Source organism: Haloactinopolyspora sp. (genome assembly GCF_027324685.1).
GTDB lineage: Bacteria > Actinomycetota > Actinomycetes > Jiangellales > Jiangellaceae > Haloactinopolyspora.
The window spans coordinates 1-12,943 of the sequence record NZ_DAHVSH010000046.1; the positions used below are offsets into that span (position 1 = coordinate 1).

The 12,943-nt window shown below is 68.9% G+C and carries 14 protein-coding genes; 4 read left to right on the forward strand and 10 right to left on the reverse strand.

Annotated elements, in window-relative coordinates; all coding sequences use genetic code 11:
* From M6444_RS06095 to M6444_RS06120, 6 genes are all read right to left on the reverse strand, one after another.
* Positions 1-306, reverse strand: a 306-nt coding sequence (locus M6444_RS06095; protein WP_298324208.1) for a hypothetical protein, incomplete at its 3' end; no start/stop codon positions are given.
* 78 nt (positions 307-384) lie between these two features.
* On the reverse strand, positions 385-1,719 hold the full coding sequence (locus M6444_RS06100) for a M20/M25/M40 family metallo-hydrolase (protein WP_298324209.1): 1,335 nt from the start codon (positions 1,717-1,719) through the stop codon (positions 385-387).
* Positions 1,712-2,149 (reverse strand): hypothetical protein, encoded by a 438-nt coding sequence (locus tag M6444_RS06105; RefSeq protein WP_298324211.1) that lies wholly within the window; start codon positions 2,147-2,149, stop codon positions 1,712-1,714. Before M6444_RS06105 ends, M6444_RS06100 begins: the two co-directional genes overlap by 8 nt.
* A 17-nt stretch (positions 2,150-2,166) precedes the next feature.
* Positions 2,167-2,391 (reverse strand): hypothetical protein, encoded by a 225-nt coding sequence (locus M6444_RS06110; RefSeq protein ID WP_298324212.1) that lies wholly within the window; start codon positions 2,389-2,391, stop codon positions 2,167-2,169.
* Positions 2,388-3,125: a hypothetical protein gene (locus M6444_RS06115; RefSeq protein WP_298324215.1), complete on the reverse strand. Its 738-nt coding sequence runs from the start codon at positions 3,123-3,125 to the stop codon at positions 2,388-2,390. The genes M6444_RS06110 and M6444_RS06115 overlap by 4 nt, the downstream gene beginning before the upstream one ends.
* A complete protein-coding gene (locus M6444_RS06120; RefSeq protein ID WP_298324219.1) occupies positions 3,125-4,024 on the reverse strand; it encodes an ABC transporter ATP-binding protein in 900 nt (299 codons plus the stop codon). The genes M6444_RS06115 and M6444_RS06120 overlap by 1 nt, the downstream gene beginning before the upstream one ends.
* Positions 4,025-4,155: 131 nt before the next feature.
* Between M6444_RS06120 and M6444_RS06125 the strand changes: the two genes are divergently transcribed.
* Together M6444_RS06125 and M6444_RS06130 are read left to right on the forward strand one after the other, a co-directional pair.
* Positions 4,156-5,403, forward strand: coding sequence for a histidine kinase (locus M6444_RS06125; protein WP_298324222.1), 1,248 nt, complete (start codon positions 4,156-4,158; stop codon positions 5,401-5,403).
* Entirely contained in the window at positions 5,400-6,077 is a 678-nt protein-coding gene (locus M6444_RS06130) for a response regulator transcription factor (RefSeq protein WP_298324224.1), read from the forward strand. Before M6444_RS06125 ends, M6444_RS06130 begins: the two co-directional genes overlap by 4 nt.
* 61 nt (positions 6,078-6,138) lie before the next feature.
* On the opposite strand, the gene M6444_RS06135 is transcribed toward M6444_RS06130, so the two are convergent.
* The 4 genes from M6444_RS06135 to M6444_RS06150 form a co-directional block, all read right to left on the reverse strand.
* Positions 6,139-6,336, reverse strand: a complete 198-nt coding sequence (locus M6444_RS06135; protein ID WP_298324227.1) for a hypothetical protein — start codon at positions 6,334-6,336, stop codon at positions 6,139-6,141.
* A complete protein-coding gene (locus M6444_RS06140; protein WP_298324230.1) occupies positions 6,333-8,525 on the reverse strand; it encodes an MMPL family transporter in 2,193 nt (730 codons plus the stop codon). The genes M6444_RS06135 and M6444_RS06140 overlap by 4 nt, the downstream gene beginning before the upstream one ends.
* Positions 8,526-8,688: 163 nt before the next feature.
* Positions 8,689-9,354 carry a response regulator transcription factor gene (locus M6444_RS06145; protein ID WP_298324233.1) on the reverse strand — a complete coding sequence of 222 codons (666 nt, stop codon included), beginning with the start codon at positions 9,352-9,354 and terminating at the stop codon, positions 8,689-8,691.
* A complete protein-coding gene (locus M6444_RS06150) occupies positions 9,351-10,475 on the reverse strand; it encodes a sensor histidine kinase (protein WP_298324236.1) in 1,125 nt (374 codons plus the stop codon). Before M6444_RS06150 ends, M6444_RS06145 begins: the two co-directional genes overlap by 4 nt.
* Before the next feature lie 109 nt (positions 10,476-10,584).
* Here M6444_RS06150 and M6444_RS06155 point away from each other — a divergent pair, with 109 nt between their 5' ends.
* Together M6444_RS06155 and M6444_RS06160 are read left to right on the forward strand one after the other, a co-directional pair.
* A complete protein-coding gene (locus M6444_RS06155) occupies positions 10,585-11,997 on the forward strand; it encodes a GH1 family beta-glucosidase (protein ID WP_298324238.1) in 1,413 nt (470 codons plus the stop codon).
* A 622-nt stretch (positions 11,998-12,619) separates the two neighbouring features.
* Positions 12,620-12,943, forward strand: a 324-nt coding sequence (locus tag M6444_RS06160; RefSeq protein ID WP_298324280.1) for a hypothetical protein, incomplete at its 3' end; no start/stop codon positions are given.

Here is a 12,943-nt window from a genome sequence, read left to right on the forward strand (position 1 = left end):
GGCCGGACGCTCAGTACCTTCCTCGAGCTCCTGACCGGCCACACCGATGATCTCAGCGCCCTCCGGCACCTCGAAATCCACCGTGCCACCGACCATGTCCTCGGTCCCGGTGTGGTTCACCGTGCCGGAAATCTCCACGACGTCACCGGGTGCGCCGACAACCTGCGCGTCGGTGTTCACGTCGAGAACTACGCCATCGTCTTGTGCCATGGCCGACACTGATCCCAGACCCGCGAGCAGGAGCCCCGTGGCCCCAGCAGCGATTCCGGACAGCGCTCGGCGCCCCCATTGTCCAGAGAACTTCATTCAGCTTCTCCATGAAAAACATGTTTCAGCGTGCCCGCGCGGCATACCGTACACGACTTACTGTCAAGGCGATTGACGTCAGGCAAGATCCAAGAACGTGTCGAGCACGCGCGCTCCGAAGCGCAGACTTTCGACCGGGACCCGCTCGTCGACCCCGTGGAACATGCCGGCGAAGTCGAGCTCCGGCGGCAACCGCAACGGCGCGAACCCGAAGTTGCGAATGCCCAGTGTGCTGAACGACTTCGCATCGGTGCCCCCGGACAGGCAGTACGGCACCGTCTGCGCCCCCGGATCCTCGCTCAGCAACGCAGCGGTCATCGCGTCGACGAGGGAGCCGCTGAATTCCGTTTGTACGGCAATGTCGTGAACGAGGGATTCGCGCTTGACGTTGGGACCGAGAATCTCGTCCAGCGTGGCCGCGAACTCCTCCTCGTACCCCGGCAGGAACCGCCCGTCGATGAACGCCTCGGCCCGGCCGGGAATGACGTTGTGCTTGTAGCCGGCCTTGAGCATGGTCGGGTTCGTCGTGTTGCGCACCGTCGCCGCGATGATCCGTCCCACCGACCCGAGGGTCTTGAGCAGTTGCTCCGGGTCGTCGGGATCGAGGGTGACCCCGAACGCCTCCCCTGCCGCATCGAGAAAGGCCTGCACGGTCGGGTTGACGCGCACCGGCCATTCGTACCGGCCCAGCCGCGCCACGGCCTCGGCCAGTTCGGTCACGGCGTTACCGGAGCTGACCATCGACCCGTGCCCGGCCCGACCGTCGACGGTCAGGCGCATCCAGTCGATGCCCTTCTGCGCGGTCTCGATCAGGTAGAGGCGCAGGTCGTCGCGGACAGTGAGGCTGAACCCTCCGACTTCGCTGATCGCCTCCGTCGCGCCTTCGAACAACTCCGCGTGATGGTCGACGGCCCAGTGCGCGCCCAGCACTCCCCCGGCTTCCTCGTCAGCGAGGAAGGCCAGGATCAGCGGCCGGGCCGGGCGCCGACCGGTGCGCAGCCGATCGCGGACGACGGACAGGATCATCGCGTCCATGTCCTTCATGTCCACCGCGCCCCGGCCCCACAGGCAGCCGTCGACGATCTCTCCGGAGAACGGATCGTGCGTCCATTCCGCGGCGTCGGCCGGGACGACGTCGAGGTGCCCGTGGATCAACAGCGCATCAGAGCGCGACGGATCCGCGCCGTCCATGCGCGCCACCACACTGGTGCGCCCGGGAGCGGATTCGAACACGGTTGTTTCCAGGCCCACCTCGGTCAACTTCTCGGCGACGTACTCCGCTGCGGGCCGCTCACCCGGGCCACTGTCGTCGCCGAAGTTCGAGGTGTCGATGCGCAGCAGGTCACGGCACAGGTCGACGACTTCGCGGTCGGGAGATCGCTCCGGGGACGGTGTGGACGTCGGCTCAGTCATGCGCCCATCCTGGCACGCGCCGCCAGTACTGGTAGCTCCCCTCGTCGCGGACCACGAATCCGAGCTTGGCCAGCTCGGCGCGCAGCGCGGCAGCGTCGTCGCTGTCACCCTTGCCGAGTGCTCGTTCCCGTGCCTTGAACACCGCGTTGACCGGGCCGGGAAGGTCCGGAGTTTCGTCGACCCAGCGCCGGTATTCGCCACTGTGCGGGTCACCGTCAGGCCGCCACGGGTACCCATGCGCGGAGAAAGCTTCGGCCAAGCGGGTGCGGTCGCGGTCGTTGGGCAGCCGGACGAGCTCCTCGGTCGAGACTCCCAGCACGACGAGGTCCTTGCCGTCGAGGAAGATCGCGCCGATGTCGGGTCCGGCGATCTCGTGGGTCTGCTCGTCCAGGCGAAGCCGTATCGCCCGGTCGTCCACCGCAACGCGCAAGACTTCTCCTTCAGCCGTCAGCGCCACCATGACGCCCAGGACGACCCCGCCGTCAAGACGTAGGTCGCCTGCGGCTCCGGGAGCGACTCGATCAAGAGGAGCGGGCCCTGGAAGGGCACCCATGACAGCCCGAGCGCCCATTCCGCGACCGGCCGCGCGAGCCGACCGGCGAACGCACCGAGAACGGGAAAGCCGACCCAGACCAAGGCCGTCTCCCACCACGAGCGGCCGACGACGGTCATTTGATCTCGGCGCGCAGCACCCGGATGACCCCCAGGACCAGCGGAAGCACGAACCACACCGCCATCGAGGTCCCCACCTGCGCCCACTGTTCGCCGTCCAAGCTGCCCTCGAGCAACGGGGCCGTGGTCATGGAGAAGTCCAGCCACGGCGCCACGGAGTCCAACGCCGAGATGACCGACCCCAGAACGGTCCACACCGTGGGCAGGACGAAGTACAACACGATCGCCAGCGGGGAGCTGAGCAGAGCCAACCCGAACGCGAAGCCGACCAGCACACCGGCCAGCTGGAACACGATGGTCCGACCGATCAGCCCAGCCTCGACGGAGAAGCTCCCCGGCGCGTCGGTGACCAGCGGAGTGATCAGGTTCGCCAGCGCCGCCAGGCCCAGCATCGCCGCGGTGGTCACCACCACGAGGACGACCGACGCCGCCGCCTTGGCCGCGATCACCCACCCTCGGCGGGGTTGGAGGGCGAAAGTCGTCAACGCGGTGCGCTGCGACCACTCGCTGGTCACGATGAGAATGCCGAGAATCGGCAGGAGCACCGCCACGCCGAGCTGGGCGAAGGTGAAGTACTCGGACATGGTCTGCTCGCCGGGATCACCGACGACCATCAGCACCGCCGCCAAGCCCGCGCCGATCAGCGCGATGAGGCCCAGTAACCACACCCCCGCTCGCGTGTCGATCATCTTGCGCGTCTCGACACCGCTGAGGCGCCATAGTGTCGCGGTCATCACACAACCTCCGTCGTCGCATCGCCCACGGTCGTCAGGCGTAGGAACAGTTCTTCGAGTCCGCCGGAATCGGCCGGGCGCAGTTCGAGGAGCGCGACACCGGCCTGCGCGGCCAGCCGGCCGACCGTCTCGGCCGGCGCGTCCACGGCGAACGTGGCGTCGTCTCCCGCGCGATGGCTGATGCCGGCGCGGGTCAGCACCTCGCCAAGGGCCGGCGGATCGAGCGCCCGGACGACGAGGCCGCCGCCGGTGAGCAGGGCGTCCTTGGCGTCGTCGGCGGCGATGCGGCCTTGGCCGATGACCACGAGGTGGTCGGCCACCGCCTCCACCTCACGCAACAGGTGCGACGAGAGCATGACGGTGCCGCCACGGTCGGCGAAGTCACGCAGCAGGCCGCGCATCCAGTAGATGCCCTCGGGGTCCAGCCCGTTGGCCGGCTCGTCGAGTATCAACACGCTGGGATCGCCGAGCAGCGCGTGAGCGATCCCAAGGCGCTGGCGCATCCCGAGCGAGTAGTTCTTGACGCGACGTTTCGCCGCCGCACCGGACAGGCCGACGAGTTCGAGCAGCTCGTCGACCCGGCGCGAATCGACGCCCAGGGCCATCGCGGACACCGCGAGAATCTCCCGGCCGGTGCGACCGGCGTGCTGGGCCGAGGCGTCGAGCAGCACCCCGACGTGGCGGCCCGGGTTGGCCAGGTCTCGGTAGGCGACGCCGTCGATGGTGGCGGTACCGGACGTCGGCGGAGTCAGCGAGCAGATCATCCGCATGGTGGTGGACTTGCCTGCGCCGTTCGGCCCGAGGAAGCCGGTGACGGTACCGGGCTCGCATTGGAACGACACGTCGTTCACCGCGGTGAACGCCCCGTAGCGTTTGGTCAGGTGTTCGACTGTGATCATGCTGATGATCGTCGCGCTGCACGCATGGTCACGGCATCGGCCGGAAGGCGACCATGCGGCGACTTCGGTCGAAGCCTCACTCGACCGAAGTCGCTACCGAGGTACGCCGTTGGGCTCGTACGGTAAGAGCCGTGACATCGACCCCGCAGCGTACCGATGGTGCCGGCGGTCTCGAACTGCATGCGCTGCTGCCCGGCATCCTGCGCGACGACGACGCCGCGGTGCCATCCGGCCGCTCGCGCCGGTCGGCTCGCGACTGGATCGTCGACGTCGGATGCTTCGTGCTGGCCGTGGGCATCGGGCTGGCCGCCTACGACAACGCGATGCAGAACGAGCCACCCGAAGTCGTGGCCATGCTCGACTTGATCGTCGGCGCGCTGGGCTGGGTCGCACTGTGGTGGCGACGTCGTTGGCCGGTCGAGATGGCGATCGCGACGTCTCTGCTCTCGATCGTCGTGTCGTCCATCGCCGGCGCCTCGCTGATCGCCGTGTTCACCGTCGCCGTGCATCGCCGCATCGCGATCTCGGCGGCCGTCGCCGCATTCCATGCGGCTTGCGGGTTGACGTTCTACGTCGTCTATCCCGACCCGACCACGTCGTGGCGGATGTCCGCGGTGCTCACGATCCTGCTCGTGGCGGCTGTGACGTCGTGGGGGATGTTCGTCCGGGCCCGGCGGCAACTGGTGTTGTCGCTGCGCGAGCGAGCACGCCAGGCCGAGTCCGAGGCCACGTTGCGCGAGGACCGGGCCCGCCATCTGGAGCGCGAACGCATCGCGCGCGAGATGCACGACGTGCTGGCGCACCGGCTGTCGCTGCTCAGCGTGCACGCCGGGGCGCTGGATTACCGCCCGGACATGCCGGCCGAGGACGTCGCACGCGCGGCGTCGGTGATCCGAGCCAGCGCCCACCAGGCGCTACAGGATCTGCGTGAGGTGATCGGCGTGCTGCGTGCACCGAGCGACGACGACCCGGATCGCCCACAGCCGACTCTCGACGACATCGACGGACTGGTTTCCGAGTCGCAGCAGGCCGGGATGCGCGTCACGCTCGTCGATCAGCGCGCAGACCACGCCCAGCCCCCGCCGGCGGTCGCTCGCTGCGCCTACCGCGTCGTCCAAGAGGGTCTGACGAACGTGCGCAAGCACGCCGACGGTGTCGGTGTTCGGGTCACGATGCAGGGCGGACCCGGCGACGGCCTGGACATCGACGTCATCAACCGCGCGCCGGTCGCGGGCTGGCTCCACGACGAGATCCCGGGCGCCGGCACGGGTTTGGTGGGCCTGCGCGAGCGGGTCGGGCTCAGCGGTGGCCGGTTGGACTACGGCCCGACACCCGACGGCGACTTCCGCCTGCATGCTTGGTTACCGTGGCCGGCATGACCGGCGCGACACCTGACAGCGGATCCGCTATCGCCGTGCTCATCGTCGACGACGACGCGTTGGTCCGCACCGGGTTGTCGATGATGCTCGCGGGAGCTCCCGACATCTCGATCGTCGGCGAAGCCGCCGACGGCGCCGACGTTCCCGCGCTGGTCGACAGCGCGAAGCCCGACGTGGTCCTGATGGACATCCGGATGCCCAAGATCGACGGCCTCGCGGCCACCGAGGCGTTACGCCGCCGCCCGGACCCGCCCGACGTGGTCGTGCTGACGACATTCGACACCGACGACCACGTGTTGCGGGCGCTGCGTGCAGGCGCCACCGGGTTTCTGCTCAAAGACACGCCCCCGGCGGAGATCGTCGACGCCGTGCGACGCGCCGCAGCCGGCGAGCCGATCCTGTCGCCGTCGGTGACCCGGCAATTGATCGCTCACGTCTCCGATGGCGCCGACCACCGACGCACGCAGGCCGAACAACAGCTGGCCGCGCTGACCGACCGGGAGCGCGAGGTGGCCGTCGCCATCGGGCAGGGCAAGTCCAACGCCGAGATCGGTGCCGAACTGTTCATGAGCGTGGCCACCGTCAAGGCGCACGTGTCGCGGGTGCTCGCTCGACTCGACCTCAACAACCGGGTTCAGTTGGCGCTACTGGTTCACGACGCCGGGCTGGTCTGAGCGCGCTCGCGCGCGTCCGGGTGGAACGAGTAGCCGAGATCCGCTGGCCCAGCCGCCCAGATCATCGAGTCCGCCGGAAGACGCCGTACTCGACGGCCACGGCGAGCATGACCCCGATCAGGGCGACGAGGGCCTCGTCGGCGCCGAGGCCCTCGTCGCGGTCGAAGAGCAGCGCCCCGCCGACGTTGACGAGAAGCACGCACCCGATGATCAGCGCGACGAGCCGCCAGGACGTGGCCGGACGGGTCTCGCCGCTCATCGCCGGCCCGTCTCGGCGCGCGCGGGCTCGATCGCTGCGGTGGCGAGGTCCTCCCGCTCCAGCGGGATCACCGGCAGCACCCGGTCGAGCCAGCGAGGCAACCACCAGGCCCGCTCCCCCAGCAGGCGCATGAAGGCCGGCACGATCAGGCACCTGATGACGACCGCGTCGAGGAAGACCGCGACGGCCAAGCCCAGGCCGAACTGCTGCAGCATCCGATCCGGGCTGAGGATGAACGCACCGAACACCACGATCATGATGGCTGCCGCCGCCGTGATCACCCCGCCGGTGGTCGCCAGGCCCTCGCGGACCGCGCGTACGGCGTTGCCGGAGCGGCGCCACTCCTCGTGCATCCGCGACACCAGGAAGACCTCGTAGTCCATCGACAGCCCGAACACGATCGCGAAGATCATCACCGGGACGAACGCCTCCACCGGGCCCGCTGGCACGCCGAACAGTCCCTCGCCGAACACCAGAGTCACGACGCCCAGCGACGCACCGATGCTCAGCAGGTTCAGCACGGCGGCCTTGAGCGGTATCCACACCGAGCGGAACACGGCCATCAGCAGCAGCGACGACAGCCCCACGACCACGACGAGAAAGACCGGCAGCCGGTCGCTCACCGCGTCGGCGAAGTCCTCGGCTGCCGCAGTGGAGCCGCCCACGAGGTAGGTCGCGCCGGTCTGGTCGGACAACTGCGGGAGCACCTCGCCGCGCAGCTGCTCGACCAGGTCGCTGGTCGCGGCGTCCTGCGGCGCCGTCTCGGGGAACGCCATGACGATGGCCAGATCGGAATCCGGGATCGATTGCGGCGGCGTGGTGTCGGCCACCCCGGGAGTCGCCTGCAGCGCGTCATGGAGCTCGGCTGCGGCACTGTCGACTTCGGTGGTGTCGCCGGCTTCGGCCAGCACGATCAGCGGGCCGTTGAAGCCGGGTCCGAAGCCCTCGGCCAGCAGGTCGTAGGCTCGCCGGCTGGTGGCCGACTCGGCCTCGTTGCCGGCGTCGGCGAACCCCAGCCGCATGTTCAGCGCCGGAGCGGCCAGGGCAAGCAACAGGGCGATCGCGACGGTCAACGGAGCCAGCGGGCGCCGTCCGACCACGTCGGACAACCGCCGCCAGCGCTGCCCCGGCTCACGCTTCGACCGTTCGGCGTGCTTGACCACGCGCCGCTCGATCCGCCGGCCGAACACGGTCAGCAACGACGGCAGCAGCGTCAGCGACGCGACCATCGTGACCAGCACGGTCAACGCGACCGCGAGCGCGACCCCCTGCAGCGAGCCGAGCCCGAGCGCGAACAGGCCGAGCAGCGCGATGATGACCGTCACGCCGGCGAAGATCACCGAGCGCCCGGCGGTGTCCAGGGCCTTGCGGGCCGCCTGCTGCCGGTCCGCACCGGCGAGCAGCTCGCCGCGGTACCGGGCGAAGATCAGCAACGCATAGTCGATGCCCACACCGATGCCGACGAGCATCATCAGCGGCGGCGTGTAGGTGGCCACGGTCACCGCGTTCGACACCAGGACGATCACGCCCAGAGTGCTGCCCACCGCGAACAACGCCGTGATCAGCGGAAGGCTCGCCGCCAGCAACGAGCCGAACATGAACACCAGGATCACCAGCGCGGCCAGCATCCCGGCGCCCTCGGCGGCGCCGCCTTCGGACTCCTCCGCGCCACGCACCGCGTCGCCGCCGAGCTCCACCTCCAGCCCGTCGCCCGAAACCGCCTGGGCGGTCTCGATGAGGTCCTGGACGTCTTCGCGCGGCACGTCGGTGCTGGCGCCGTTCAACGCGAGCGTCGCGTAGCCGATCGTTCCGTCCGGTGAGATCGCGCCTTCGGCTTCGAACGGCGACGTCACAGCGTTCACCGGCGGCAGGCCCGCCAGGTCGGCGAGCATGGCCTCGATGCGGTCTCGATTCCCGCCGGCGGCCAGCCCGTCTTCGTCGTGCATGACGACCTGGATGGTGTCGCCGGCCTGCTGCGGGGCGGCTTGCTCCAGCGTGTCGGTCAACTGTTGCGATTGGGTGCCGGGCAGCGAATGCTCGTCGTGGTAGTCGTCTCCGACGGCCTGTGACACCGCGGTGATGCTGATCAGCGTGACGATCCACAGCCCGATCGCCAACCAGTGATGCCGCTGCGACCAGCCGGCCAGCCGTTCCAGCCGACTAGCGCTCACAGGCGCTGTGGATGCCATGATGGTCAACCTCCTGAACACGTCGAGTTGTCGTCGGTGTTCAGGATCGGCGTTGCGGGTGTCGTCGCGCGTCAGGCTGGAGCGGACACTTGGCGTACTCCCCCAGTTGCGGTCGTCGGGGACATCCCTGACACCCGGGGTTGCAGCTGCCCGTCGACCCGGGTCAGTTCGCCCAGCCGGGCGTGACCAGACCGGACTCGTAGGCCAGGACGACCAGCTGCGCGCGGTCGCGCACGTCGAGCTTCGTCATGATGCGGCTGACATGCGTCTTCGACGTCGCCGGGCTCAGCACGAGCCGCTCGGCGATCTCGTCGTTGGACAACCCGTTGGCGACCAGCACCAGGACTTCTCGCTCCCGTTCGGTCAGTGCGTCCAGCCGCCGATGCGACGATGTGGCCCGTTTGCGTCCCGCGATCTCGGCGATCAACCGCCGGGTGATCGACGGCGAGATCAGCGCGTCGCCCCTGGCCACCACCCGCACGGCGTGGATGAGTTCCGTCGGTTCGGTGTCCTTGACCAGGAACCCGCTCGCGCCGGCCTGCAGCGCTCCGTACACGTACTCGTCCAGGTCGAACGTCGTGAGGATCACCACCCGCACCCCGTCGAGCCCGCGATCGCTCACCAGTTGCCGGGTGGCCTCCAGGCCGTCGGTCTCCGGCATCCTGATGTCCATCAGGACGACGTCCGGGCGAAGCTCTGCGACGAGCCTGAGCGCCTCGACCCCGTCGGCGGCCTCCCCGACGACCTCGATGTCGTCCTCGCCGTCGAGGATGGAGCGGAACCCGGCGCGGACCAGCCGCTGGTCGTCGGCCAAGACGACGCGGATCATCGTGTCTCCTCGCGGGGTAGCCGGGCGCTGACGCGCAGCCCGCCGCCGGGACGTTCACCGACCTCGAGGTCACCGCCGACGACCCGCGCGCGCTCCACCATCCCACGGATGCCGTTGCCGGCCGGCGCCGGTCCGCCGCGCCCGTCGTCCTCGATCTCCACCGTCACGTCGTCTCGGCCGTAGCCCACCCGCACGACGACCTTGCTGGCTCCGGCGTGGCGAGTCACGTTGGTGAGCGCCTCCTGCACGATCCGGTACGCGGCCACGTCCACCGACGGCGCGAGGTGGCCGCGATCGCCGGAGGTGTGGACGTCGACGGTCAGCCCGGCGGCCTCGGACCGGCGCGTCAATTCCGTCAGGCGGTTCAGGCTGGGCGGAGGCAGGGTCGGCGCTTCCTCGTCGACCTGGCGCAGGACCCCGAGCGTGTTGCGCAGCTCTTGCAGTGCCTCGCGGCTGGACTCCTTGATGGCGCTCAGTGCTCCTTCGGCCACCTCAGGATCGCGGTTCAGCCGGTGCAGCGCAGCGCCGGCCTGGACGTTGATCAACGAAATGTTGTGCCCGAGGGCGTCGTGCAGCTCGCGCGCGATGCGCAGCCGCTCTTCGGTGGCATGCCGGCGCAGCTCCTCCCGGAGGTAAGCCTGTCGGTTGTGGCTCACCGCCCCGCTCGCGACCGCCGCCACGAGCCAACCCACCAGCAGAAACAACGCCGCGTCGCCGATCGGCGATTCTCCGCTGCCGTATTCGCCGTAGGCCGAGCCGATCACGGCCAGGGCACTGATCACCACCGCTACGGCGAGCCGGCCCTCGGCCGCGAGTGTGTACAAGGCGACGATCAGGACCAACAGGAGGGCGCCGTCGGCGGTCATGAACGGGTAGTACAACGATGTGGTGACCAGCGCGACCACGGCGACCGGCACGGGAAACCGCCGCCGTAGCGCCAGCGCGGCCGAACCGGTCAGCATGAGCACCCAGCCCCATACCGGCACTGATCGCCATGCGACCTCGGGATGCCACTGCACCACGGTCGTGGCGATGACGACCACCCCGACGACGACCGCGAGTAGCACGTCGCCGGCCGATCCACGCATCCATTGCGGACGTGACCCGATGACGTCGCCCATGTTCGCAGGATAGATCGAGGCGCCTGGGCAGCGCAGGCACCGGTACCGTCAGGCATGCTGAAACCCGGCATACTTTGCCTGAGCCGCCCCAGCGATCGAGGAGTCCATTTTGAGCACCGGCAACGCAGGCACCTTCCCCAAGGGGTTCGTGTGGGGATCGGCCACAGCCGCGTACCAGATCGAGGGGTCGGCCAAGGAAGGCGGCCGCGGGCCATCGATCTGGGACACCTTCTCCCACACGCCCGGTCGCACCCTCAACGGCGACACCGGCGACGTCGCCGACGACCACTACCGGCGGTGGCGTGAAGACCTCGGGCACATCGCCGACCTCGGGTTGTCGGCGTACCGGTTCTCGATCGCCTGGCCGCGCGTCCAGCCCTCCGGGCGGGGGCCGTTGAACCAGGAAGGCCTCGACTTCTACTCCAGGCTGATCGACGGGCTCCTCGAGCGCGGCGTGGACCCGGTCGTCACGCTCTACCACTGGGATCTGCCGCAAGACCTCGAGGACTCGGGCGGCTGGCCGGCGCGCGACACCGCCTACCGCTTCGCCGAGTACGCCGAGCACATGGCGCGCGAATTCGGCGATCGCGTGCACACGTGGACGACACTGAACGAGCCGTGGTGCACCGCGTATCTGGGCTACGCCTCCGGCGTGCACGCGCCGGGACGGACCGAACCTGCCGCCGCGCTGGCAGCGGTCCACCACCTGAATCTGGCGCACGGGCTGGGCGGCCGGGCCATCCGCTCGGTACTGCCCGACGCGCGCGTGTCGGTGACGCTGAACCTGCACGTCACACGGCCTGTCGATCCCTCCAACGAAGCCGATCTCGACGCCGTGCGCAAGACCGATGCGCTGGCAAACCGGGCCTTTCTCGGGCCGATGCTCGACGGCGCCTACCCCGACGACCTGCTCGCCGACACCGCCCACGTCACCGATTGGTCGTTCGTCGCCGACGGCGACACCGCGATCGCGAAGATCCCGATGGAGATCCTCGGCGTCAACTACTATTCCTCCGGGCTGGCGCGCCGATGGAGCGGCAGCGGACAGCGTTCGCAGGCCGACGGGCACGGCGACGGAGCCGGTTCGCCGTGGGTGGGCGCGGACGACGTCGAGTTCGTCCGGCCCGAGGGGCCGTATACGGCAATGGGCTGGAACATCGACCCGAGCGGCATGACGGAACTGCTGATCGGGCTGCACCGGACCTACCCCGACCAGCCGTTGATGATCACTGAGAACGGTGCGGCCTTCGACGATGTCGTGTCGCCAGACGGCGCGATTCATGACCAGCAGCGCATCGACTACCTGCACGATCACATCGCTGCCGTGCGGGCGGCCATCGAGGCCGGCGTGGACGTCCGCGGCTATTTCGCGTGGTCGTTGCTCGACAACTTCGAGTGGTCGTTCGGGTACGACCGTCGTTTCGGGCTCATCCGGGTCGACTACGACACCCTGCAGCGCACGTGGAAGGACTCCGCGTACTGGTACCGCGACGTGATCGCTCGCAACGGCTTGCCGGAGTAGAACGCTGTGGCGGGTTGATCTCGGGCTGACAGCAGGTTGATGGTGGGTTGATTTCGGGCGCTATGACGCCCGAAATCAACCCATCATCGGCCGAAGACCAAGCCCGCCGCGCATATCCCGTGTCGAAGTCTGCGGTGTACAGAAGCATCGCCACTCGGCCTCCGGCCTGATCTCCCACGCGGGCGCGCTGCTCGTCGTCACTCGCTCGGGCCAGCAAGACGGCGCTTGATCCCCCGGGCGCGACGACAACCCACCGCTTCCGCCCACCCAGCGACCTGTCTTCGATCAGCTCGAAGCCGAGCACGTCGACCTAGAGGCTGATCGCCTCGTCGTAGTCCCGCTCGAGAATCGTGGTCAAGCCGAGATGCGTGTGTTCGGGATCCCCGAGTGTGTGGTTCGTTGTGCTGGTGGCGTTGGGTTTGTGATCGTTTTGTGATGGCGTGGTTGCAGCTTGACGGTAGTGATTCGAACATGTGTCTGGTAGCGTGTGGGCATGTTCGACAGTTGGGATGATCAAGACGACGGGCCGGGTGGGTGTCTGCCTGGTCCGGAGGTTGTCCCGGCTGTTCCTGACTATTTGGCTGCGCGGGACGCGGCCTGGTGCCCGGATGATGATGCCGCGGTGGGCCTGCCCGACCACGAGGTCGACGACGTGGGTGATGGGGTTGATCCGGGGGTGTGGCGGGACCTGGTCTCCGCGGTTGATGGTGGGTCGTGGCTGGTGGTGCCTGATGAGGGTGTGCCGGTGGTGATGGTCGCTGACGGGCGGGGTCGGCGGTATCCGACGGTGGCCGGGGTGACACCGGGCGCCGACCTGGCCGACGCGCTGGAGCGCCTCACCACCGCTGCGACGGCGACTGTGACCGGGTCTGGTTTCCCGTCTGGCGTGTCGTTGTCGGGGGTGGGTGATGTGGAGTTGGGTGAGGTGGTGGGGGCGTGTCAGCGG

Bases quoted from the DNA above. Each gene is read 5' to 3' on its own strand.
- M6444_RS06100 (WP_298324209.1), bottom strand. From the start codon at position 1,719: ATGACTGAGCCGACGTCCACACCGTCCCCGGAGCGATCTCCCGACCGC.
- M6444_RS06110 (WP_298324212.1), bottom strand. From the start codon at position 2,391: ATGACCGTCGTCGGCCGCTCGTGGTGGGAGACGGCCTTGGTCTGGGTC.
- M6444_RS06115 (WP_298324215.1), bottom strand. From the start codon at position 3,125: ATGACCGCGACACTATGGCGCCTCAGCGGTGTCGAGACGCGCAAGATG.
- M6444_RS06120 (WP_298324219.1), bottom strand. From the start codon at position 4,024: ATGATCACAGTCGAACACCTGACCAAACGCTACGGGGCGTTCACCGCG.
- M6444_RS06130 (WP_298324224.1), top strand. From the start codon at position 5,400: ATGACCGGCGCGACACCTGACAGCGGATCCGCTATCGCCGTGCTCATC.
- M6444_RS06135 (WP_298324227.1), bottom strand. From the start codon at position 6,336: ATGAGCGGCGAGACCCGTCCGGCCACGTCCTGGCGGCTCGTCGCGCTG.
- M6444_RS06140 (WP_298324230.1), bottom strand. From the start codon at position 8,525: ATGGCATCCACAGCGCCTGTGAGCGCTAGTCGGCTGGAACGGCTGGCC.
- M6444_RS06145 (WP_298324233.1), bottom strand. From the start codon at position 9,354: ATGATCCGCGTCGTCTTGGCCGACGACCAGCGGCTGGTCCGCGCCGGG.
- M6444_RS06150 (WP_298324236.1), bottom strand. From the start codon at position 10,475: ATGGGCGACGTCATCGGGTCACGTCCGCAATGGATGCGTGGATCGGCC.